The sequence below is a fragment of the Candidatus Hydrothermales bacterium genome (assembly GCA_039630235.1).
GTDB lineage: Bacteria > Hydrothermota > Hydrothermia > Hydrothermales > JAJRUZ01 > JBCNVI01.
Genome location: JBCNVI010000004.1, coordinates 1 through 22658, shown reverse-complemented (window position 1 = coordinate 22658; position 22658 = coordinate 1). Strand labels below are relative to the sequence as shown.

The following is a 22658-nucleotide window of genomic DNA, read 5'->3' as shown; positions in this document are numbered from 1 at the left end:
TCCCTTACCCGTTTTTACAACACGAATTGATACAGTATACGGAGTTACTTTTCTTGTTATAGCTCCAGAGCACGAGTTAATGGATGAAATCATAAAACTTTCTCCCTATAGAAATGAATTAGAAAACTTCAGAGACAAAGTTGTCTTAAAGTCTGATATTGAAAGAATAAGTGAAAGGAAATTAAAAGAGGGAGTTTTTACAGGTCTTTATGCTATACATCCTTTAACAAACGAGGAGATTCCAATTTACACGGCTGACTATGTTCTTGCCCATTATGGTACTGGAATTGTGATGGGTGTTCCTGCCCATGATCAGAGAGACTTTGAGTTTGCTAAAGCTCATGGACTTAAGATAAAAGTTGTTATTCAAAAAGAGGGTTATCCCAAAGATGCCTCAGATTTAAACGCTGCGATGGAGGATTTTGGCATAATGGTTAACTCCGGTGAATTTAGCTCTTTAAGTTCAGAAGAGGGAATAAAAAGGCTCAATGATTTCTTAAAGGAAAAAAATATTGGAGGATACGATGTATCGTATAGAATAAGAGATTGGCTTATTTCAAGACAAAGGTACTGGGGATCACCAATTCCGATAATACATTGTGAAACGTGTGGTATTGTGCCCGTATCAGAGAGGGATTTGCCAGTGCTTTTGCCCTATAACGTCGATTACTTGCCAAAGGGTAAAAGTCCGCTTGAATCTTCAGAAGAGTTTATAAATACAGTTTGTCCTACATGTGGAAAAAGAGCAAAGAGAGATCCTGATACGATGGATACCTTTGTAGAGTCTTCTTGGTACTTTCTTAGATTTATAGATCCACTAAATAAAGAGAAAATTTTTGACGAAAAGATTGTAAATGAGTGGATGCCTGTTGATATATATGTGGGGGGTATAGAGCACGCAACTGTTCATCTTATTTATTCAAGATTTATACACAAAGTTCTTTATGATAAGGGTCTTGTAAAGACACCTGAGCCTTTTGAAAAACTTTTTGCTCAGGGAATGGTTTTAAAGAGAACTGCAAGTGGAAATTTGGAAATGATGAGTAAAAGGGCTGGTAATGCTGTGCTTATAAGGGATTTTGTAAAAGATAAGGGGGCTGACGTTGCAAGACTCTATACTCTCTTTGCAGGACCACCAGATCAAGACTTTGAATGGACAGACGAGGGAGTTAAAGGAGCCGAAAGATTTTTAGTTAGAGTAAAAAAGTTAATAGATGATAATAAGGAGATATTTATAAGGGCAAGAGAATTTCCACCTGAGGAATTTGATTTAAAAGAAAAGAGTTTATTAAGTAAATCATATAGGATCTTAAAAAAGGTAACAGAAGATATAGAAAACTTTAAGTTTAATACAGCAATTGCTTCTTTAATGGAACTAGTTAATGACTTATATAGCTTTGAAAATAAGAAGTCTGATGCTTTTGCTCACTCTCTTTACTTACTTGTTAAGATGCTCTCACCTTTTGTGCCTCATTTAGCAGAGGAGTTATGGTCATATAGAAAAGAGGGCTTTATAGTTACAAAAGCCTGGCCGATTATACATGAAAAGTTCTTAAAGGAGGAAAAAATCATCATACCTGTTCAAATCAACGGAAGGGTGAGGGGTCAAATAGAGATTGATCCTGAAGCAAAAGAAGAGGAAGTTATAGAAATAGCAAAAAGTAATATTAACATACAAAAATATATTAATCAGGGCAAAATTAAGAAAGTTTTCTATGTAAAGGAGAAAATATTAAGTTTTGTTATTGAGTGAAGACTCAGGATATAAGTTTAGATTCACCACTAGATAGACTGAAGGGTATAGGACGTTCGAGAAAAAAAGTCTTTTTAAAATATCGTATTAAAACTATTGGTGATCTTTTATATTTTAAACCTAGAAAATACATTGATAGAAGAGTTTTTAAAAACATCAAAAATCTGAGTGACGGAGAAGAGGCTGTAATTATGGGTAAAGTATTTGCAAGGGGTGAAAGGAGAAAAGGTAATAAAAAATTTTTTGTCGTTATTTTGACTGATGAGACTGGATTCATGGAACTAATTTTCGTAAATAGCTCTTATATTAAAGATTACTTTAAGCTGGATAGAACAGTAATTGTTTCAGGTAAAGTAAAAAAGTTTGGTTCAATTTTTCGAATTTTTCATCCTGAATTTGAAGTTCTTGACAAGGAAAATAAAGATTTAATTCATTCTGGAAAAATTGTACCTATTTATAGTTCTTTAGGTCAAGTAAACCCTATTAAACCTCATATTATGAGAAAAATTATTCATAGTACACTCCAAGGAGTATATAACAATATTCCTGAAACTATTCCAGAGGATATAAGAAAAAAATTTGGTCTTTTAGAAAGAAGAGATTCTCTAAAAAATTTACATTTTCCAGAAAACTACGAAATACTTGAAAAGAGTTTATACACACTTAAATTTGAAGAACTTTTTTTCTTTTTTTTAAAACTTTTTGTATATAAGAGAAATAAGGTAAAAGCACCAGCCTTTATCTCTACTCCGGAGTTGACAAAAAAGTTTATTTCTAATTTGCCTTTTAAGTTAACAGAGTCACAAAAAAGAGCAATAAGGGTAATCTATGGAGATCTCTCAAAACCTTATGCTATGAGAAAACTTTTACAGGGTGATGTTGGGTCAGGTAAAACAATTGTTGCTATTTACTCTGCTCTAAGAGCAATAGAAAATAATTACCAAGTAGCCTTTATGGCTCCTACTGAGATTTTAGCTGAACAACATTACGAAACCATAAAGAGCTTAACTTCTAATCTTGGTATAAAATGTGATTTATTAACCTCTAACATTTCAACTAAAGAAAAAAGGAGAATCTATGAGAAAGTAAAAAATGGTGAAATAGAACTTTTAGTTGGAACACATGCCTTGCTTGAAGAAAAGCTTGAGTTTAGAAATTTGGGTCTTGTAATAATTGATGAGCAGCATAAGTTTGGTGTTTCTCAAAGAGCGCGGCTTCTTCAAAAAGGTGAAAGCCCTCACTTTCTTGTTATGACAGCTACCCCTATACCAAGAACACTTGCTCTTACATATTATGGTGACCTTGACATATTAGTTTTAAATGAAATGCCCGAAGGAAGAGGTACTGTTGAGACTAAGGTGGTGTATACGGAAAATAGGGAAGAGTTTTATAAAAAGCTGTTTGAGACAATAAGGAAAGAAAATTCAAAAGCTTATATAATTGCACCTTTAATTGAGGAGTCCGAAAAACTTAATTCAAAATCCTGTGTTAAGCTTTATGAAGAAATAAAAAATAAATGGGCAGGAGATATTCAAATTAGTTTTATTCACGGAAGAATGAAAAAAGAGGAAAGAACAATTAGAATGGAGAAGTTTAGGGACGGTGAAATAAAGGTGCTTGTTTCTACAACAGTTTTAGAGGTAGGTATTGATGTTCCTGATGTTAAGTATATGGTTATAGAGGGGGCAGAAAGGTTTGGTCTTTCAACTCTCCATCAGTTAAGAGGAAGATTAGCAAGAAAAATTGAAAAGGGTTACTGTTTTATTTTTTGTTCTAAAAATATGCCTCCTGAGACCTTAAAGAGAATATCAGTTTTTAGGAAAATCTCGGATGGTTTTAAACTTTCTGAGCTTGATCTTAAACTAAGGGGACCTGGAAACATTCTTGGTTATGCCCAGTCAGGTTTCTTTTCTTTCAAATTTAGTGATTTAATTGAAGATAAAGAACTTTTAATTAAAGTTAGAGAAGTTGTAAGTAATTTGTTGACTTTTGATCCTTTACTTGAAAAAAGGGAAAATAAACATCTAAGGAATTATTTACTATCTGATGAGAGATTTTGGTTGACAGAGGTTGGCTAATTTTTAAAAGTTAATTCTAACTCCGAAGTTCACCTCGTATCTTTTATTTGATATCCCCTGAATGTTATCTTTATTTAAGTTATAAAAGATTCCAAAGTTTCCTGTTATATCTTCTGTAAATTGAAAACTCATTGTTCCATTTAGGTTTATTGTTGTATTGTTTTGATTTTCAATTCCATTTATAATTGTTTTTGAATTTTGTCTTGTTAGTGACACGCTCGTATTTATTTCTGATCTAACTTTTATAAAGCCTAATAATTTTTCTGAAATTGCCTTAGATATAGAAAAATCAAAAGTTAGGTTTATATTATCGGTGATGTTTTTTGTTTCTGTAGTAAGTCCACCAGATTGTGATATGTTTTTTTGTTCACTTTTATTATAATTTAAAGCAACACCAATTCCATTCCTTGTTCTTCCTTGAAGTGAAAAAAGTGGTGTGAAATTTCTAACTCTCCTCTCGTTTGTTATGTTATGTCCATGATCCTTAGTTAAATCAAGATTATAATTTGTTCTAAGAGTAAGATTTGAAAAGAAGTTATCTAAAGCTCTTATTCTTTTATTTAACATGTCAACTTGAACTGTAACGTTTGGAAAATTCGTTCCAGTTGAGGTAGTTTTTGTTCTTTGGTATGGCATATAAGCTATATTTTTTCTTGAACTGTAAGATAAGTTAATTCCTATTACTTGTATTCTCGTTCCGGTACTAAGGTTCAAGTTTCTTGAATCATTAATGCTATTATTTATATTTTCCTCGTAATCAACTCCAGGGTTCATTGTTTTTCCAAGCTCATAGAAAAAGGATGGACTTTTTTTCAAATCATAATATCTAGAAGATAAGTTTCTAGAGTAAGTTACGCTTATACTTTGGAGAATTGACCTTAGTTTATTTATGTCTTTTAGAGCCTCTCTACTTCCTAACTTTACAAAGTAATATAAAAGCTCAAAAGTATTTATATTTCCATTAACTGTGTAACTCGCCCTGTTATCAACTCTTCTTAGAGGATTTAAACTATCTTTTTGATTGATAGGATCATGGTCGTCATTAAAGCCAGAATTATAAGAAAAGTTTATATGAGAGATGAACTTATTTATATAGGATGGGAAGACAGGACCATACTGAAGAGAATAGTTTGAGCTTCTTTTGATATCTTTTCCGTAGAATTTTCTAGTTAATTTTTTTAATCCGAGATCGTAGTCTATTCTGCCTCCAAAATTTAATCTGAGTGAATTTAGTGGACTTATTTCTTGCACTTGATAATCAAAGCTTCCACCCTCTCTTTTGTAAAGATTTGTCTGAACCCATATTGAATCCCTTGGATCAAAGACAAGCCCCCTATTTCTAACCTTAGAGTGACTAACCGAAGTATTTACACTTCTAGGAATTGGATTAATTCTTTGACCTAAAAACTTTATACCATGAAAGGGAAAATTAACTCTATAAGAAAGTGATTGCTGAAAGTTTCTGTTAAAACTTAAATTAGTAGGAGAAAGGCTTCTATTATGATCATAAGAAAAGCTATAGTTTAATGGATCAACGGTATAACCTAAAAATCTCTCAAAAAGACTTTTTTCTAAATTTTTATTTTGAACTTTTCTTGAAAGAGAAAAACTTACACCGCTACTAAAAGATGTTGATTTTTCCTTTTCGGCTAATCTTTTATCAAGTATTATATCAGTGCCAGTTCTAAAAAGTGGTAAACTCTTTGATGTCCTTATTGAATAGTTTAGTGGGAAGTTTAAAAAGCCTATATTTAGTAATTTATCTATGTTTAACCTGAGGGCGCCACCCAAGTCTTCCTTGGAAAACGTTTCTCTTACCAGATTCATCCCTGAGAATCCTGCTGAGCTCTTACTAAAATTTATATTAAAGTTTCCAACATCTCCCAGATTCATCATGATGCTATTTTCAACCGAATATGCTCCTTTTCTATCTGGATTAGTTAAAATAAGTTCATTGAACCAAACTTCTCCAGAAATTTTTCTAGTACTTACGTTTTTTACCCCAATTATGTATCTATCAATTCTTTTAAAATTTGGGTGTCCTTTAACATGATATCCTGGAGTACCTGGATCGCCAAACAATTTATTCGCTTCCTTAGGTGATCTTTTTAACTTGAGACTTGTAAATTTATTAATGTCAATTTCGTATCTCGTCCACTCCTTAGGTATATCCTCTACTTTGAATAAGTAATAATTATTTGTATCGATTGTTACAAATTTTATAAAGAATTGTGGACTACTTGTTAGAGTTTCAGGGAAAGATTTTAGATAAAAACTTATCTTTTTATATTGCCAGTAGTCTTGAGGTGAATGAAGTTTTTTTGTAACAAGGCCATAATCATCTTTTTCAAAATTCTCAAATCTTAGAACAAGAGTTTTTTCTTCTACTTCTCCCTCCTGAGTATATTCAATTACAGCACCTGGAGGTGGCCTATAGATATTTGCATCCTGCTGATTACTATAGGTTAATACCGTTATCTTTTTTAAAGGATCTCTTACAGGATTTCCATTATTGAAAACTCCCTGGGCTATGTACCTATTTCCTGTAATAGATATTTTGGCTATATAGAGAGTGTCCTTCTGGGGAAACTCTGTAAAAAATATTCTTATTTTTCTTATCCTTATAATTTCAGGATTTCCATATTTTTTCATGTATTTTTTTAAGGGAATTTTGTAAAATTTAAATCCATTATGTATCTGATAAAAGCCGTGTGTTAAATCTAAAATGTAGGTGAAACAATCTTCTCTGTCTTTATTGAATCCGTCACTATCAAGATCTTCTTTGTCGAGTTTTCCATTTTTTTCTGTACCGTTAATTTTGCTTAAATTTCCTTGCTCATAGTTATCGTTGCCAGCATCTCCCGGTGATCCATCCGGAACCATGTCAAGTCCTACATCTTCCCTATTTGCCTGAAGTTTTCCATCCTCCCAACCTCCATTTGCACCATCCTCTGAATTTTCTATACCTTGTCCTACTAATTTCCCCTCTATATCTCTAAAACAGGCATCCTCTGAAACTTCTGTTGCAACATCTATCCCGATAATTCCCCTATCTCCCCTTACAATAACCTCTAAATAGTCATAAGAAGTAATATCAATACCTTCTTTTGATAAAAGTTGTGTTAAAGATGCAAAACCTCTTGTTTGCTTTGTCCCCGGATCAATTATTACCTCCATTACGTTTGCAGTTTTGTTACCCTGTTGTCCTGGAATATAAGGATAAATATCCCTGTACAAAAATTTATTAGTTTCAAACCATATTAGATTATTTTCGAAATAATCTTCAGGAGTTCTTATATTTACGCTTGTTGAGTCCCTAAGGTATATCGGTAAAGATCCGTAAATCCAGCTGTGAGTGCTTAAATCAACAAATATTTCAAGTGAAGTTGACTCCATGTCGTCAAGATAAGCAAAGCCCCTTGTGTTTGGATCTGGGAAGGATTGATTAAACTTCGCTAAAACTTTAACCTTAGATTCTTTTTCCTTATCTACCCAAGGAAGAAAAGAAGAAAGATTTAAAGGTAAATTTCTTTCAAAGTTAAGGCTTGAGTTAAGTAAAAAAACTCTCCTTGGTTCTTCTCCAAATGTTATTTTTCTATCTGCTGTTGATTCGCCCCTATAGTCAATTCCAAAAGTTAAATTAGAATTCTCTGAAATATAGTAGTTTCCCTTTAGATTTAAAAAACTTCTCTTTTTTGTTTGAAAAATAGCTCTTTCGTTAAATTTAATTTTTAGTTCTCTTGAAAAATCTGTTTGATATTCTTTATTAAGGATTTGCATTGTGCCTGTCTCATAATCAATTACGTAGTCTTTTCCATTTACCCATCTTTCATTTCCAAAGTACACCTCCTCTGAATTTCTTACTATTCCTGTTATACCAAGGTTTATACTTGTTGGTCTTCTACGAGTTACAGTTATTATCTTGTAAATATAATCTCTCTGTGAAATTTCGGCTTCAGAAAAAGTTCTATAAATTATTGTATCTTTTAAACTCAATGATTCATGGGCAAAGGGTTCAGGATGTGGAATAAATAAATAGCCATCAACATAGGGGGTAAAATTTACATATCCATCAAAATTTACATACCTATCAAGAATTCCGTCATTGTTTTTATCAAGCCCTAAAATATTTAAAAAGGTTCTACCGCCCTCTTGTTCTATGTTGTACGGTGAGCTGTACCTTACAATTTTTAATGAAGCTGAGTCAATTTGCCCTACATAGTATATATTTTTGAGCATATACTTCCAGGTGGGATCTTTAAAGTCATTTAACGCGTATTCCCTTAAGAGCATAAATTTATTTGAAGTATCTAAAGGATTTGATTTATTTAAGAGTCCTACCCAACCTTTGTTTTTTGTCTTATAGCAGACCGCAAGTATAAAATCCTGTGAAGTCGGTATGTTTAATTTTATTACATTCGTAAAGAACATATTTAAGTAAGCAGAATCTCTTTTTAAAAGTTGAAAAGTAAATACTTTTTTACTTAGTGAATCAGGTTTATCGTAGAGAAAAACTTTTCCCCTAAAGGGATTTGTAATCAGTGTATCGTTTGATTCAATGTTGTCATTGTAGAAAAGATAAATAGAATCAGTAACGATTTCATCACCCCTTTCAACTGGAATTAAAAAGAATTTATTTTTTTCAAAGTCTTTATCTTCAATTTTAAAAGTGTCAAAGATAACTCCTCCTCGTGTTAGGACTATTTCTTTTTGATTACCCATCTCTCGTGAAGCTGTTGCCTCAATATCAAAAGAAGCTAATTGAAACTTTCCGGCTATTCCGAAAAGTCCACCTGAACCTTGAGTTCCGAGCTGATTTCCTCCTTCAATATACTTAATAATTTCGTCCTCATCCCCCTCATATCTTATTTTAACAGTCTGTAAATCTTGAGTTTCTCTTTGTGAATCATGATCCAAAAGGAGATGAATTTTGCCCCCTATTATCCCCTCTGCGTTAACTTTTAACTGTTGCTCAAGCTTTATCCCAGGACTTGAACTTCCCTGGGGTGTTGTAGGTGAATAAGCTTTAAATTCATCCCTTTGTAAACCCATAGAAAGGTTTTGGTAACCACCAATTTTAACTTTTGTTTCATCAGTAAGACCAAAGGGAAGCTCAACGGGAATAGGTATTACTATATCTGGTATTAATCCTGTTCCCCTTTGCTCAGCCTTTTTCTCAGTTTGTTCTTTAAGTTCGCTTCTTAGAACTTCTACAATTCTTTTTTCTAAATTTTTTTCTAAATCAATTAGTTCAATTTGGGTTAAGCTTTCTTTTCTATAGGTAAATTTTATCTCAAAGTCTTCAAAACTTTTGATGCTATCCTCTACGTAAGCTCCATTTAGGTTGCTCAGTAAAAGGGAATCAAGATAGCCTAGCTGAGAAGTTAAAATATAAAAAATGAGAATCATTTATTTTTTATCTTTTTTTATAAAAGTGAAAAAGATGGTTCCTATGATTCCTATTGTTATGAAGGTGTCAGCGAGATTAAATATTGGCCAATGAAGGTTTTCTGAAATACCTATTTCTATAAAATCTATTACTGCTTTCATTCTTAATCTATCGTATAAATTACCTAGGGCACCCCCCAGTATTAGCCCGTAAAAAAAGTTATAAAGCAACTTTTCTTCTTTTACTATAAATAAGATTAAAATAAAAATTGCTAAAATAGCAATAATCTCATAAGGTAAAATTTTTGTGATTGGCAACCCCCATATTCCATAAGGATTAAAAACAAGTGTGAATCTAAAGTAAGGGCCTAAAACTTCAAGAGGAACACCGTATTCAAGATGTGTCAAAGCCAAAATTTTTGTAACGTGGTCAATTAAAAAAACTAAGAAGGCTACTGAAAAGCTAAAGAGTGTTCTTTTTATAATTACTCTTAGATTCTTTTCTCTATCTCTATCTGACATTTAATGCAGTACCTTGCATATGGTATTGCTTTTAGTCTTTCTATGGATATAGGCTTTAGACACTTTAGACAGATACCGTAAGTTCCCTCTTTTATTCTTGATATGGCATCCTCAATAAGAGCAAGCTCCTCTCTTAGTCTTGTAGCATTCATAAAGGCAATTTCCTTAAGTTCCTCATCTGTAGCAGTATCAGAAAGGTGATGATGAAATATCCTTTCACCACTTTCTGCCCAACTCATTCCACTTTTTTCAGCTCTCTCCAAAAACTTAATTATTTTCTCCCTCTTTTCAAGTATCTTCTTTTTTAATTTTTCCAATTCTTTCTCTTTCATAGTGAAATTTCCATTTTTATGAGAGTTTCTTCACATCTTTTGCATATGTTATTTTTGCTTAATTTAACCTCCTCAAGGTATCTCCAACACCTTTCACATTTTGCTCCCTCACTTTTTTTAACATAGACCCTTAAATTTTCAAACTCACTAAAAGATTCATATTGCCTTGGCTTTCCCTTTCCCACGTGTGAGACAATAAAAATCTCTGGTAAATACTCAAAATATCTTTCTATTACCTCATCTTCTCCCTCTAAATAAACCTCTGCCTCTAAAGATGAACCTATCTTCTTTGAAATCCTTATCTCCTCAAGTAATTTTAACACCACATCCCTTAGTCTTATTATTTTTTCAAAATCAAGTTTTAGATTTTCATCACTATATTTTCTTTCTTTATCTAAGACTTCAAGAAAAATACTTTCTTTTTCTTTAAACTTAAGATTTTGGTAAGCTTCTTCACAGGTGAATGATAAAATTGGGGCTCCAAGTTTCAGAAGTTCAAGAAGTATAAAGTAGAGGGCACTTTGCGCACTTCTTCTTTCCTTAGAATCAAAGTAATAAGTGTAAAGTCTATCTTTAAGTATATCTAAGTAGAAGGAAGAAAGATCTACGTTACAAAATCTATAGTAGGTGTGAAAAGCTCTGTGAAAAGCGTACTCTTCATAAAATTCAATTATTTTTTCCTTTAAATCCTCAGTTTTTATCACCATATATCTATCAAGAGGAAGCATATCCTCAAAATTTATAAGGTTTTTCTTAGGATCAAAATCAAAAAGATTTCCAAGAATGAATCTATAGGTGTTTCTTATCTTTCTGTAGCTGTCCACCATTAAACTCAATATGTTGTCAGAGATCCTTACATCTTGTGTATATTCAGAGAAGGCTGCCCAAACTCTTAAAACTTCTGAGCCGTACTTATCAATCACCTCAAGTGGTGATACAACGTTTCCAAGTGACTTGTGCATTGCCCTTCCCTGTTCATCTAATGTCCAACCATGTGTTATAACTGTTTTATAAGGCGCCCTTCCATCTATCGCAACACTTATCATCAAAGAAGCGTTAAACCATCCCCTATGTTGATCGGGGCCCTCTATAAAGACATCGCTTGGCCAAGGATAATTTTTATTCTTTAAAACAATCAAATTAGTGACACCTGAATCAATCCAAACATCAAGTACATCCTTTTCTTTTTCAAGATTTTTGGATTTACAACTGGGACATTCAGGAAGTGGAATTTCGTTTTCCTCCCAAAAGATCTGTGAGCCCTTTTCTTGAACTAAATCTGCTAACTTATACACATATTCGTGGTTAATAAAACTCTTAGAACAATCCTTACATCTAAAGGCAGGTATGGGCAGTCCCCAGGCTCTTTGTCTTGATATACACCAATCGGGTCTTTCTAATACTGCATTGTAAATACTCTGTTTTGAGGCTGCTGGAATCCACTTAACCTTCTCTATCTCTTTAAGTGCTCTTTTTCTGAGGTCTAAGTGATCAACTCTTAAAAACCACTGTTCCGTGGCTCTAAAAATTAATGGGCTTTTACATCTCCAGCAATGAGGATAAGAGTGAGTTATGTGGCCTTCTTTTAAAAGTTTTTCCCTTTCTTTTAAAACTTGAACAACCTTTTTAGAGGCTTCCTCAGTATCCATTCCCTCAAAACCCTCGGCCTCTTTTGTGAATTTACCTAAATCATCTATTGGAGAAAGAACTGGAAGTTTATACTTTTGACCTACTTCAAAGTCTTCTTTACCATGTCCAGGAGCAATATGAACTACTCCTGAACCAGTCTCCTTTTCAACGAACTCTGCAAGCACCCCCAAAGACTCCCTATCATAAAAAGGATGCATAAATTTTTTATATTCAAGTTCTTCTCCCCTAAACTCTTTAATTACTTCAAATTTACTTAAATTTAACTCCTCCTTTACCCTCTCTAAAGTTTCTAATGCAAGTAAAAGTCTTTTGCCGTTTGTTTCAATTACTCCGTAGTAAAAGTTTGGATTAAAGGCGAGTGCGACGTTTGAAATAATAGTCCAAGGTGTTGTAGTCCATGCAAGAACATAAGTTCCCTCTGGAAACTCTTTTTTATCAAGTACCTCCATTAAAAAGTAAATAGAGGGAGAGCTTTTATCTTTATACTCTATTTCAGCCATTGCAAGTACAGTCTTACAAACTGGGCAAAAATGAAGAGGCATAAATCCCTTCTCTATAAAGCCCTTTTCTACGAGCTTTGCTAATATTCTTAACTCCTCCGCCTCATATTCTGGATGCATTGTAAAGTAGGGATTGTTCCAATCACCTATGCATAAAAGTCTTTTAAACTCTTCTCTTTGTATATTCATCCATTTTCTCGCAAAATTCTCGCATTTTTTTCTTAGATCCTTTCTAACATCGTCTCTTCTCAAAGCAAGGGGATCCTTCTGTAAAATTTCTCTTATCTCTTTGTCTTCTTTAATTACTTCATTTTCAATAGGCATACCATGATTATCCCAACCTGGAATGTAAGGTGTTTTATATCCCATTATTATTCTGCTCTTTACGATAAAGTCCTTTAAGATCTTATTCATTGCTGTTCCTATATGAATATGTCCATTTGAGTAGGGAGGGCCATCGTGTAAAATAAACACAGGTCTTTCCTCTTCAAGGATTTTATAGTAGATCCCCCTTTCCTCCCAAAACCTAAGGATTTCCGGTTCCCTCTCTCTAAGAGAGGCTTTCATTGGGAAGTTTGTTTTAGGTAAATTTAATGTATCCTTTAGTTTTTCACTATTCATTTTCTAACATTTTTAAGTATGTTTTTGCCTTTGTATTTGATGGATTTTCTCTCAAAACTTCTTCTAAAGTTTTTTTTGCCTTTTCTTTTTCTCCCTTTTTATAGTAACAGATTGAAAGTGTAACCTTTGCCTCCTCATATTTTGGATTTAAGAAAATTACCTCTTCGAGCGATTTTATTGCCTTATCTATCTCACCTAAATGCATCAGTGTTTTTGCGTGTTTTGTTCTTATATCAAGAAAAAAAGGGGCTATTTCTATTGCCTTTTCATACTCCTCTTTTGCTCTCTCATATTCCCCGATTTCAAAGAAGCTATCTCCAATTCTCATGTAAGTGTTTGCCAGGTTATTCCTTAAGGAAACAGGGATTCTGGAGCCTTCCCTTTCAAGTTTAGCAGCTTTTTCGTAGTGTTCCTTTGCCTTTAAATAGTCCCCCTTATCGTTTAGAGCAATTGAAAGGTTTAGGTGAGCCTCAATGTAATTTGGATTAATCTCTAATGCCTTTTCAAATTGATTTATTGATTCATCTAACATGCCAAGTGAGTAATATATAACGCCCAGAAAATGTTGAAAATCGGCGTAATTTTTTCTTTTTTCAGCAAGGTCTTTCATTAACCTAAGAGCCTCCCAAAACTTACCCTCGTTGTAAAGCCTTTTTGCCTCATTGAAGAGTCTTTCTTCCTCTTTCATGGTTTATAATTTTATAGAAATTCTCACTTTATTTTCAAAATAGATAAGAGCTAATTTAAAATTAATTTTTTATGAATCCTGTTTGTGTAATTGGGATAGACGGTGGGACTTTTAAAATAATAGATCCCCTATGTAAAAGTGGGGCACTGAGGGCGCTCTCAAAGCTTATCAGTGAGGGGAAAAAATTTGAGCTTATATCTACGATTCCGCCTCTTACTCCTTCAGCTTGGAGTTCCTTTTTAACAGGTAAGAATCCTGGTAAGCACGGGATTTTGGATTTTTATGAACTTGATGAGAATTTTAAATATAGACTTTCCTCATTTAAGCTAAGAAGGCAGAGAAAACTCTGGAATATTCTTTCTGAGTATAATTTAAAATCCATTATTTATTTTGTTCCTTTTACTTATCCACCTGAAAAGGTAAATGGTATTTTCGTTTCTGGATTTTTGACACCTTCAATTAATTCCGATTTTACATATCCTTCTGAGTTTAAAAGAGAGCTTTTAGAGAAGTTTTCAAATTATAGGATAACTGAAAATATCAGGTTCTCAAGGAAAAATTCCCATAGATTTTTTGAGGATCTAGTTGAACTTACCGATATTCACGGAGATGTAATGGAATATTTAATAAAAAATAAAGATTTTGATTTATTTTTGGGAGTTTTTATGACTGTTGACCATGCCCAGCACTGGCTTTGGTATGACAAAGGGAAAGTTGAGTTTATCTATAAAAGAATTGATGAAAAAATTGAGAGAATCATTTCGATCTTACCTGAGGGTTCTCTTGTAGTTATTATGTCGGATCACGGTTTTCAGGATTTAAAGGGTCATTTCTACGTTAACTCATTTTTACTAAGAGAAAAATTTTTAAAACTTAAAGGTGGATTAAAAAATTCAATAAAGCTTTTAATGTATAAATCCGGTCTTTCGCCCCTAAGATTATCTAAGATTGTTTATAAGTTAGGTCTTGAAAATCTTTTAAGAAAAGATAAGGAGAGTTTTGGAAAAACAGCTTCAAAGATCGGTTTTTCTTACTCTGATATTGATTTTGAAAAAACGTACGCCTTTGGCTTTGGCTACTACGGATTTATTTTTATAAATGAAAAAGAGAGATTCCCCTTTGGAATAGTCCGCAAAAACGAAAGAGAAAAAATTATAGAAGATATAAAGTCTTCCCTTTTAGATTTATCAAGGGAATATAAAATTAACATCAAGATTTTTCTTAGGGAAGAAATTTATAGTGGTGAAAATTTGCATCTTATGCCAGATATAGTTTATTCCCTAGATGATTTTTCCTATGTTTCCTCCTGGGTCGCTTTTCCTGACTTTAACTTTTTTGGACCTTCTATGACCGAAAAAACAGGAGATCACGATACAAAGGGTATTCTTATTATTTGGCAAAAGGGTAGAAAATTAAATATAAAAAGTGAGGGGACTGCAAGTATAGTTGACATTTTGCCTACAGTACTAAAGTTTTTAAATATTGAAATTCCATCCGATATAGATGGGAAAGCGCTTATATGATAGATAGAAAAGAAGGGATAAAAATTTTAAAAGAGTGGGTAAAAAATTCAAATTTAAGGAAGCATCTTTATGCTACAGCCTATTGTATGGAGGCCTATGCAGAAAAACTCGGAAAAGATAAAGATAAGTGGTTTTTAACAGGTCTTCTTCATGATCTTGATTACGAAAAGTATCCGGATGAACATCCCTTTAAGGCTATAGAATTTTTAAAAGATAAAGTTGATGAAGACGTAATAGAAGCTATTAGAAAACATGCTTTTCCAGAGCTTAAAAGGGAAAGTGAACTTGAAAAGTTCCTCGTGGCAATTGACGAGCTCACAGGTTTTCTAATTGCTGTTTCACTTGTTATGCCCCAAAAAAGTTTTAAGGAGATAAAGTTAACTACTTTTAAGAAAAAGTGGAAGGATAAGGCTTTTGCAAGGGGTGTTGATAGAAAGCTTGTAGAAACTTTTGTAAGTGAGGCAAATCTTGTTATGGAAGAACATGTAGATTTTATGCTAAAGGTTTTATCTGATAAAGAAAAAGATCTCTATGATGATTAAAAAGAGGATATTAAACAATCTGTTTATAGCTTTTATTAATGAAAAGCCCAATTTTGATTATTTTTCTCTTGAGCAGGTACATGGAGATGATGTTTATTTTGTGGAGGATCTAAAGGGGAAAAATGAAGTGAGGGGGGATGGTCTTATTACGAAAAGTGGAAAGGTTTTGTGTGTAAAAACAGCTGACTGTATACCTCTTGTTGTTTTAACCTATAATCCCTATTTTTATGGGATTTTTCATGTTGGTTGGCGTGGACTATTTGGGGGAATTATAAAAAAGGGCATACAGAAATTTATAAATTCAGGATTTAAACCTTCGGATTTATTTATTTACCTTGGCCCTTCTATCTGCTCCTATTGTTATGAAGTTGGGGAAGAGTTTACTAAATTTGACAGACAGTTTCTCTTTTTTAGAAATGGTAAGTATTTCTATGATTTAAGAGGAAAGTGTGTTTATGAGCTTTTGAGGTTGGGTATAAAAAACATAGACATTTCAGAGTTTTGTACCTATGAGAGTGATTACTTTCCCTCTTATAGGAAAAAGAGGGGGGAAAAGATTTATAACTGTGTGATGCCCCTTAAGTTTTCTAATTGATTTTTCTTTCTCGTTTATATTATTATTTTTAATCAAATGAAAATTTTTTTTATTATAACTTTAATTTCTTTAGGTTTTTGTCAGAGGAAGGTTGAGACGATAAGGGAGGTTGTGTTTCCTGAGGGTCCTATGATTGTTGAAAGTGTCTTATGTACCAAAGTTGTTGGTGGAAATCCCTATGGTATAACAAACAATTTTTTCTTGGGTGATACGATAAATTTATGGATCCATTGGATGGGAATGAAGGGAGAAAGTAAAGTTAGTTGCTTTTGGATTAAACCAAATGGAGAAGAGTTTGTTCGTGATTCCCTTATAATTAAATCGGACTCTTCAAAAGTTATAACAATCTTTTCAGTTGTAACAAGAAGCTATGATCCAGTAGGTGAATGGTCTGTTGAAATTTACCTTAACAATACTTTTAAAAGGAGTCACCTTTTTTATCTTAACTGAGGCTCTTAGAGAGTTGTGGATAGGTTAAAAAGAATTCTTTTCGATCTTATAAGCATTCCATCCGAAAGCTCTAATTTAGTAGCTCTTGAAGAAATTATAAATTACGTTGAAGAGATTTTTAAGGACAAACCTATTTATATTGAGAGAGTAAAAGTTAATGGTAAGCCCTCGATTTTTTTATCTTTTGAAAAAGATTATAATCCAGAGATTTTGTTTGCAGGTCATCTTGATGTAGTTCCAGCAGATAGTGAAGATCAGTTTAAACCTATCGAAAAGGAGGGCAAATTATACGCAAGAGGTGCCTTTGATATGAAAGGATCCTGTGCCTCAATGATTACCCTTTTTCTTGAATTAATTGAGAATAACATTAAAAAGGATGTTTCTTTTTTATTTACTACGGATGAAGAAGTAGGATCAAAAGATGGAGTTGAATTTTGGGTAAGGGAGAAAAATTTGATTCCTAAGTTTGCAATAATTCCGGATGGAGGTTTTGATTTTAATATAATTAATGAGGGAAAGGGCGTTTTACATGTTAAGTTCAAGGCAAAGGGAAGGTCAGCCCATGGTTCTACACCTTGGGAAGGTGAAAATGCAGCAGAAAAATTAATTGATCTATATAGAGAATATAGGGCTTGGGTTGATTCACTTAAGAATGAAGGGGATGATCCAACTTGGAGAGTAACTCTGTCACTTGGGGTAATAAAAGCTGGGAAGTCGGTAAACATAGTACCTTCTGAGGGAGAGATGGAACTTGATTTTAGATTTCCTCCCCCTTGGAAGTTAAAAGATTTTGAAGAAAACGTAGTGAGATTTTTGTTAAACAAAAAAGGTATAGAGATGGAAATAAAAAGTACTGGTGAGACTTTTTATACTCCAAGGGATAATCCTTATTTAGTTAAGTTTGCAGAAGCTGTAAGAAAAGTTAAAAATAAGGTGGAGTTTGGGAGGATACACGGAGCAACAGATGGCCGCTTTTTTGCAGAAAGAGGTGTTCCTGTAGTTATGATTTATGGGGTTGGTGGCGGAATTCACGGAAGTGACGAGTGGGTGGATTTAAATTCACTTTATGAGTTGAAAGAGATTTTTTTAAATTTTCTTTTAGGTTTATGAAAAAATTAAGGGTTTTTTTGGCACAGCTTTCAACTAAGCTGGGGGATGTAAAGGGGAACGAAGAAAAGATCTTAGAGGCCTTAGAGGCCGCAAAGAGAGAAAAAGTCAACTTGCTTGTAACACCGGAACTTTCAACTCTTGGCTATGGAAGTGGAGATATTTACCTTGACAAAGTTAATGAAAATTTAGAGTCTTTAGAAAGGATAAAAGAAAGAGTAGATGATCTCTACTCGATAATCGGTTATGTTGAGAAGGATAATTACGGATTTTTTTATAATTCAGCCTGTCTTATAAATAAAAAAAGTATTATCGGGAATTATAGAAAGGTTCAGCTTGTAAATTATAGGCTTTTTGATGAAAAGAGGTATTTTAAGAGGGGGGCAAAGCTTCCGGTTTTTGATATTGGAGATATTAAAATTGGTATTTTAATTTGTGAGGATGTTTGGTTTCCTGAGCCGTCAAGAGCTATGGCTTTAAGAGGAGCAGATTTAATTGTTGTGCTCGGGGCCTCACCTTTTGAAAGGTTTAAAAAAGAAGTTTGGGAAAACTTTCTTATCCAGAGGGCAAGAGATAATATTTTGCCCTTTGTTTTTTGTAATCAGGCGGGTTGTCAAGACGGAGTAAATTATCTTGGTTACTCGATGTATGTATCTGCGGCAGGCAAAATTGTAAAAACCGGAAAACTTCTTGAAGAGGACTACGTTGTGGTGGAGGTTGACCTTGAAGAAAGTAGAAGGCTAAGGAGAAGGGATACAAGGTTAAGAGAGTTAAGAAGAGAGATATTGGAAGAACTTCTTAGGGCCTATGATGAAATGGAAGATGATAGAGCTTGAATTTAAAAAAGAGGAATTGCCCCTTGTTGAAAAGGCGATATGTAATTCAATAAGGGAAAGGGTTGAAAAGTTTAATTTTAATGGGGCTATAATAAATCTTTCTGGTGGAGTTGATTCTTCTCTTGTTACAAAGCTAACTTCTTTGGCTATTGGTAACAAAAAAACTTATGCTTTAATTCTTCCAGAGGAAGGTTTGACTCCTGAGAAAGATATTGAGGATGCGATAAAGTTATGTAAAGATTTAAATATTAATTATGAGATTATACCGATAAATAGTCCGCTTAAGGCTTTTGAGATTTCTTTAGTTAACGTGGAGGGGGACAGGGAGTGGGGAATTACAAATTTAAAGCCAAGGGTGAGGATGATTTATGCCTATTTTTATGCTAATGCAAAAAAGCTACTTGTTGTGGGAACTTCAAATAAGACAGAGCTTTTGCTTGGTTATGGGACAAAGTATGGTGATTTAGCTGCAGATATTTATCCGATTGGTGATCTTTATAAAACTCAGGTCTGGCAACTTGCAGAGTACGTTAATATTCCCACTGACATAGTTAAAAAGAAACCATCAGCTGGTCTTTGGAAAGGACAAACAGATGAAGAGGAGATAGGCTATACATACTTTCAGATAGATAGAGTTTTATTTTGCCTTGTGGAGCTTGAACTTTCTGTTAGGGAAACTGCGGAGTTTTTAAACATAAGTGAGGATGCGGTAAATGATCTTTATGAAAGGATAGTTAAAAATGAGCATAAAAGAAGAACCCCCACAATAACAAAGATATCAAGGATGTGTCTTGATAAGGATTGGAGATACCCAGTAGAGAGGTTTTGATTGTTAGAGAAGCTTTTCCCTCAATAAGTTTTAAAGAAGAGGGAGTTGTTATAACAGGAAGGGATAGTTCCCTCTTTTTCTTTGATAGTGAAGGGAGGCTGCTTTATTCATTTTGCGATGGGAAGGGAATAAGAGTAGGCCTTTCAGGTGAGATAGTTGTAAAGTCTAGAAGAGACTCTATGAAAATTATTAAAAGATATGGATCGCTAAGATATTTAAGAAAAATTTATAAAAGGGTAGAAACTGTTATTAAGGATGAATATTTTAAAACGCACAAAGTATTTTTAGAGGATTTTTTAAAGAGGGGTTTTAGTAATTTTAAAAGAACGATAGGTGATTTTAAGCTGGTATATGGGAGGGTGCCCATAGTGCCTCCTGATATGTATCTTTCTCTTTATGTTCAATTTACAAAGGGATGTTCTTATAATCTTTGTAGTTTTTGCAATTTTTATAAGGGGGAAAAGTTTAGGATTTTAGAAAAAGATGAGTTTATTTCTCATATAGAAGGTGTTAAGAAAATTTTTGGTAAGGGGATATTAGCAAGAAGAGACATTTTTTTAGGTGATGCTGATGCCTTACTTTTAACCGAGGATAGGATCTTTGAGTATATAGAGATTCTAAAAAATAATTTTCCCTATAAGAATTTGAGTAAACTTTCTTCTTTTTTAGATGTGTGGGCTGGTAATAGAAAGTCTTTGTCATTTTGGAGGGAGTTAAAAAGGTTAGGTCTTTTTAGAGTTTATATAGGTCTTGAGTCAGGTTGTAAAAAGCTTTTAGATAGGCTTAAAAAGCCCTTTGATCCAGATGATTTTTTTATATTAACAGAGAATTTAAAAGAGTCTGGAATTTCTATTGGTGTAATTATTTTACTTGGGATAGGCGGTGATCTTGAAGAGGAGCATAAAGTTGAGACAGAGAAACTTCTAAAGAGAGTAAATTTTGATAGAGCAGATATTCTTTATCTTTCGCCCTATTATCCCTTTGAGGGTTCTTTCCCATCAAAAGTTTCAAGGTTTGAGGTTGAAAGGGAAATTGAGTTTTTCAGTTCTATTGATTTTAGGGTAAGGCCAAAGGTAGCGGTGTATGATATTAGAGAGTTTGTTTATTAGAATAATGCAAGCAATTTATTTTGCAAGAACTAATTTTAGAATCTAAGTCTTTTTCTTAACTCATCGATCCCCTTTTTAATTTCTTCTTTTAGTTTTTCTTTGCCTTTTCTTTTTAATTCCTCCTCCAACTTTTCCTTAAATCTTTCTGTATCAAACTTTACTGTAGGATTTTTGTATGTTCCGCTTATTTTAAAATAAAGATCAAAATCACCCGATTTATCTATAAAATAATTTGAAAAAGCTGAGTATTTCCTCAAGATTTCAGCTCCTTTTCCCCTAAATCTTATCAGAAGATCTAAATTTAGTTCACCTTTAAGAGAGGCTCTCCCCTTTGGTTCAATTAAGAAATCTGTAGCATCAATCTTAAAATCAGGTAGATTTATAAATCCCTTTTCTATTTTTATTTTAGCGTTTATATTTCTGAATTTTAATCTTTTTAACTCTTCTATTTTTAAAATATCAAATATCTTATCAAGAAGAGGATCCTTTCTGATTTCGCCATTCAGAGCTATGATGGTATTTGAAGCGTATATGGTTCCTAATATATCTTCCAAATCAAATTTATTTTCTGTTTCAATATTTAACTTACCGACTATTTCAGCTGGCAAAAATTTATGATTTTTTAAAAGTTCAGAAAATTCAATATTTTTAGCCTTAAAACGAGAACTTACATTTATACTACCAACTTCTATTTCAATATCTCCTTCAATTTCACCCCCATAGGCTTTTCCCTTTAAATTCCTTATCTTTATTCCCCTTTCATCTAATTCTATTTGGACATTTAAATCTCTAAGGTTTTCTTTTTTATATATAAAATTTTTGATGTAACCGTTGAAGAGAATTTTAACATCTTTAGGAAGGGCAATTTGAGGAGCTGTTTCATCTTTAGCTTTTTTGTCCTTTCTTTCTTCTTTTTCTTCCTCTGGTAATATTTCATTTAAATTTAAATTATCTGAGCTTATGCTACCATTTATATAAATTAATCTTTCCTTTTTTTCTCCACTAATGTTAAATTTTAAATCATTTTTGCTAGCTAAAAATCTCCCGTTTACGTTAAAGTTACCTAAAATGTTGCCTTTTGTATCAAAACTAAGTGAGTAATTTAGGCTTTTTCCGGTGAACTCTAATAAGTCTCCGTTTATTTCTACTTTTCCCTTAAAATCGTTGGGATAAATAATATTAAAATCAAAATTAATTTTCCCCCTTTGTTTTTCAGATTCAAAATCACATTTTAACTCGCCCTTTTTACCCTTGAAGTCAATTGCAAATGTTTTAAATTCTATCTTTCTTTGAGGCGTTTTTAGGAACAGAGACTGGCCACTTAATTTTCCTTTTATATCTGGAACTATCTTTTCAGGAGACCCTTCAATATCCAAAGACATCTTTAAAGTTCCGTTAAAATCAATTTCTTTTATTTTTGATATTTCCCTTATTAAGCTAAGGGGTAAATTTTGACATTCAATATGGACTTTATATTCTGGTTTTCCCTCAATAATTTTTATTGCTTTTCCCTCACCCCTTATATCTACTTCTTTTATATTCAGTTTATACTTTTTTATCTCAAGCTTATCGTTTGAAAGATCTATATTTAAGTCAAAGAAAAATTTTATAGGTGAAATTATTTCAAGATCTTTAAGTGAGACATCGCCACTACCTTTTACTTCAAGAAGACTCTTTGTTACTGTTTTTGAGGAAACTTTTAAATTTAAGGGATAAATAACTTGACTTTTTCCCTTTGTAGGTATAATCTCAACCTTGCCTCTTTCTAATACAAATTCATTAAGTTCAACCAGAATAGGAATCACCATTTTTTCTGCTTCTTTCTTTTCTTCTTTTTTTGGCTTAGTTTCCACTTCTTTTTGATATAAAGACAAGGAGGGTTCTCTTATGTAAACCTTATTTATTTCAAGAGTTCTTCTGAAAATGATTGGAAGAACTCTTAGTGAGAACTCTAAGTTTTTTATTTTAATAAATTCCTTTTTCCCATCTTCAAATATCTTAATATTTTCTGCTTTTATGCCTACTTTATATATGGAGATTTCAGGATGAATTTTTTCAATACTTACTTCTCTCTGGAGTGCCTCTCTAAGAGTTTTCAACGTAAACTCACGAACCCTCTCCGGAGTAAGATAGCT

General features: G+C 32.9%; 15 protein-coding genes and 1 pseudogene (1 of these 16 running past the window's edge). 10 read left to right on the top strand and 6 right to left on the bottom strand.

Annotated elements, in window-relative coordinates:
* Together leuS and recG are read left to right on the top strand one after the other, a co-directional pair.
* Positions 1-1753 (top strand): annotated as a pseudogene (gene leuS / locus ABDH49_05035) (leucine--tRNA ligase); it begins 806 nt to the left of the window's first position.
* Complete coding sequence (gene recG / locus ABDH49_05030) at positions 1750-3831, top strand: ATP-dependent DNA helicase RecG (GenBank protein ID MEN3046329.1); 2082 nt, start codon at positions 1750-1752, stop codon at positions 3829-3831. The pseudogene leuS and the gene recG overlap by 4 nt, the downstream one beginning before the upstream one ends.
* Positions 3832-3834: 3 nt before the next feature.
* Here recG and ABDH49_05025 read toward each other — a convergent pair whose 3' ends face one another.
* From ABDH49_05025 to ABDH49_05005, 5 genes are read right to left on the bottom strand one after another with little or no spacing between them, the layout of a single operon-like run.
* Positions 3835-9240 (bottom strand): hypothetical protein, encoded by a 5406-nt coding sequence (locus ABDH49_05025; protein ID MEN3046328.1) that lies wholly within the window; start codon positions 9238-9240, stop codon positions 3835-3837.
* A complete protein-coding gene (gene lspA / locus ABDH49_05020) occupies positions 9241-9741 on the bottom strand; it encodes a signal peptidase II (protein ID MEN3046327.1) in 501 nt (166 codons plus the stop codon).
* A complete protein-coding gene (locus tag ABDH49_05015) occupies positions 9711-10073 on the bottom strand; it encodes a TraR/DksA family transcriptional regulator (GenBank protein MEN3046326.1) in 363 nt (120 codons plus the stop codon). The genes lspA and ABDH49_05015 overlap by 31 nt, the downstream gene beginning before the upstream one ends.
* Positions 10070-12844, bottom strand: a complete 2775-nt coding sequence (gene ileS / locus ABDH49_05010; GenBank protein MEN3046325.1) for an isoleucine--tRNA ligase — start codon at positions 12842-12844, stop codon at positions 10070-10072. The genes ABDH49_05015 and ileS overlap by 4 nt, the downstream gene beginning before the upstream one ends.
* A complete protein-coding gene (locus ABDH49_05005) occupies positions 12837-13532 on the bottom strand; it encodes a tetratricopeptide repeat protein (GenBank protein MEN3046324.1) in 696 nt (231 codons plus the stop codon). The genes ileS and ABDH49_05005 overlap by 8 nt, the downstream gene beginning before the upstream one ends.
* Positions 13533-13603: 71 nt before the next feature.
* Between ABDH49_05005 and ABDH49_05000 the strand changes: the two genes are divergently transcribed.
* From ABDH49_05000 to ABDH49_04965, 8 genes are read left to right on the top strand one after another with little or no spacing between them, the layout of a single operon-like run.
* Positions 13604-15055: an alkaline phosphatase family protein gene (locus ABDH49_05000; protein MEN3046323.1), complete on the top strand. Its 1452-nt coding sequence runs from the start codon at positions 13604-13606 to the stop codon at positions 15053-15055.
* Positions 15052-15597, top strand: coding sequence for an HD domain-containing protein (locus ABDH49_04995; GenBank protein ID MEN3046322.1), 546 nt, complete (start codon positions 15052-15054; stop codon positions 15595-15597). The genes ABDH49_05000 and ABDH49_04995 overlap by 4 nt, the downstream gene beginning before the upstream one ends.
* Positions 15587-16192 (top strand): polyphenol oxidase family protein, encoded by a 606-nt coding sequence (locus ABDH49_04990; protein MEN3046321.1) that lies wholly within the window; start codon positions 15587-15589, stop codon positions 16190-16192. Before ABDH49_04995 ends, ABDH49_04990 begins: the two co-directional genes overlap by 11 nt.
* A gap of 36 nt (positions 16193-16228) precedes the next feature.
* On the top strand, positions 16229-16642 hold the full coding sequence (locus ABDH49_04985; protein MEN3046320.1) for a hypothetical protein: 414 nt from the start codon (positions 16229-16231) through the stop codon (positions 16640-16642).
* A 15-nt stretch (positions 16643-16657) separates the two neighbouring features.
* On the top strand, positions 16658-17752 hold the full coding sequence (locus ABDH49_04980) for a M20 family metallopeptidase (protein MEN3046319.1): 1095 nt from the start codon (positions 16658-16660) through the stop codon (positions 17750-17752).
* Positions 17749-18585, top strand: coding sequence for a nitrilase-related carbon-nitrogen hydrolase (locus tag ABDH49_04975; protein MEN3046318.1), 837 nt, complete (start codon positions 17749-17751; stop codon positions 18583-18585). The genes ABDH49_04980 and ABDH49_04975 overlap by 4 nt, the downstream gene beginning before the upstream one ends.
* Positions 18572-19414 (top strand): NAD+ synthase, encoded by an 843-nt coding sequence (locus tag ABDH49_04970; protein MEN3046317.1) that lies wholly within the window; start codon positions 18572-18574, stop codon positions 19412-19414. Before ABDH49_04975 ends, ABDH49_04970 begins: the two co-directional genes overlap by 14 nt.
* On the top strand, positions 19411-20523 hold the full coding sequence (locus ABDH49_04965; GenBank protein ID MEN3046316.1) for a radical SAM protein: 1113 nt from the start codon (positions 19411-19413) through the stop codon (positions 20521-20523). The genes ABDH49_04970 and ABDH49_04965 overlap by 4 nt, the downstream gene beginning before the upstream one ends.
* Positions 20524-20558: 35 nt before the next feature.
* On the opposite strand, the gene ABDH49_04960 is transcribed toward ABDH49_04965, so the two are convergent.
* On the bottom strand, positions 20559-22658 hold a 2100-nt coding region (locus ABDH49_04960), incomplete at its 5' end, for an AsmA-like C-terminal region-containing protein (protein MEN3046315.1).

Excerpts from the sequence above, each read along its gene's own strand:
- ABDH49_05025 (MEN3046328.1), bottom strand. The coding sequence starts at position 9,240 with ATGATTCTCATTTTTTATATTTTAACTTCTCAGCTAGGCTATCTTGAT.
- lspA (MEN3046327.1), bottom strand. The coding sequence starts at position 9,741 with ATGTCAGATAGAGATAGAGAAAAGAATCTAAGAGTAATTATAAAAAGA.
- ABDH49_05015 (MEN3046326.1), bottom strand. The coding sequence starts at position 10,073 with ATGAAAGAGAAAGAATTGGAAAAATTAAAAAAGAAGATACTTGAAAAG.
- ileS (MEN3046325.1), bottom strand. The coding sequence starts at position 12,844 with ATGAATAGTGAAAAACTAAAGGATACATTAAATTTACCTAAAACAAAC.
- ABDH49_05005 (MEN3046324.1), bottom strand. The coding sequence starts at position 13,532 with ATGAAAGAGGAAGAAAGACTCTTCAATGAGGCAAAAAGGCTTTACAAC.
- ABDH49_05000 (MEN3046323.1), top strand. The coding sequence starts at position 13,604 with ATGAATCCTGTTTGTGTAATTGGGATAGACGGTGGGACTTTTAAAATA.
- ABDH49_04995 (MEN3046322.1), top strand. The coding sequence starts at position 15,052 with ATGATAGATAGAAAAGAAGGGATAAAAATTTTAAAAGAGTGGGTAAAA.
- ABDH49_04990 (MEN3046321.1), top strand. The coding sequence starts at position 15,587 with ATGATGATTAAAAAGAGGATATTAAACAATCTGTTTATAGCTTTTATT.
- ABDH49_04985 (MEN3046320.1), top strand. The coding sequence starts at position 16,229 with ATGAAAATTTTTTTTATTATAACTTTAATTTCTTTAGGTTTTTGTCAG.
- ABDH49_04975 (MEN3046318.1), top strand. The coding sequence starts at position 17,749 with ATGAAAAAATTAAGGGTTTTTTTGGCACAGCTTTCAACTAAGCTGGGG.
- ABDH49_04970 (MEN3046317.1), top strand. The coding sequence starts at position 18,572 with ATGATAGAGCTTGAATTTAAAAAAGAGGAATTGCCCCTTGTTGAAAAG.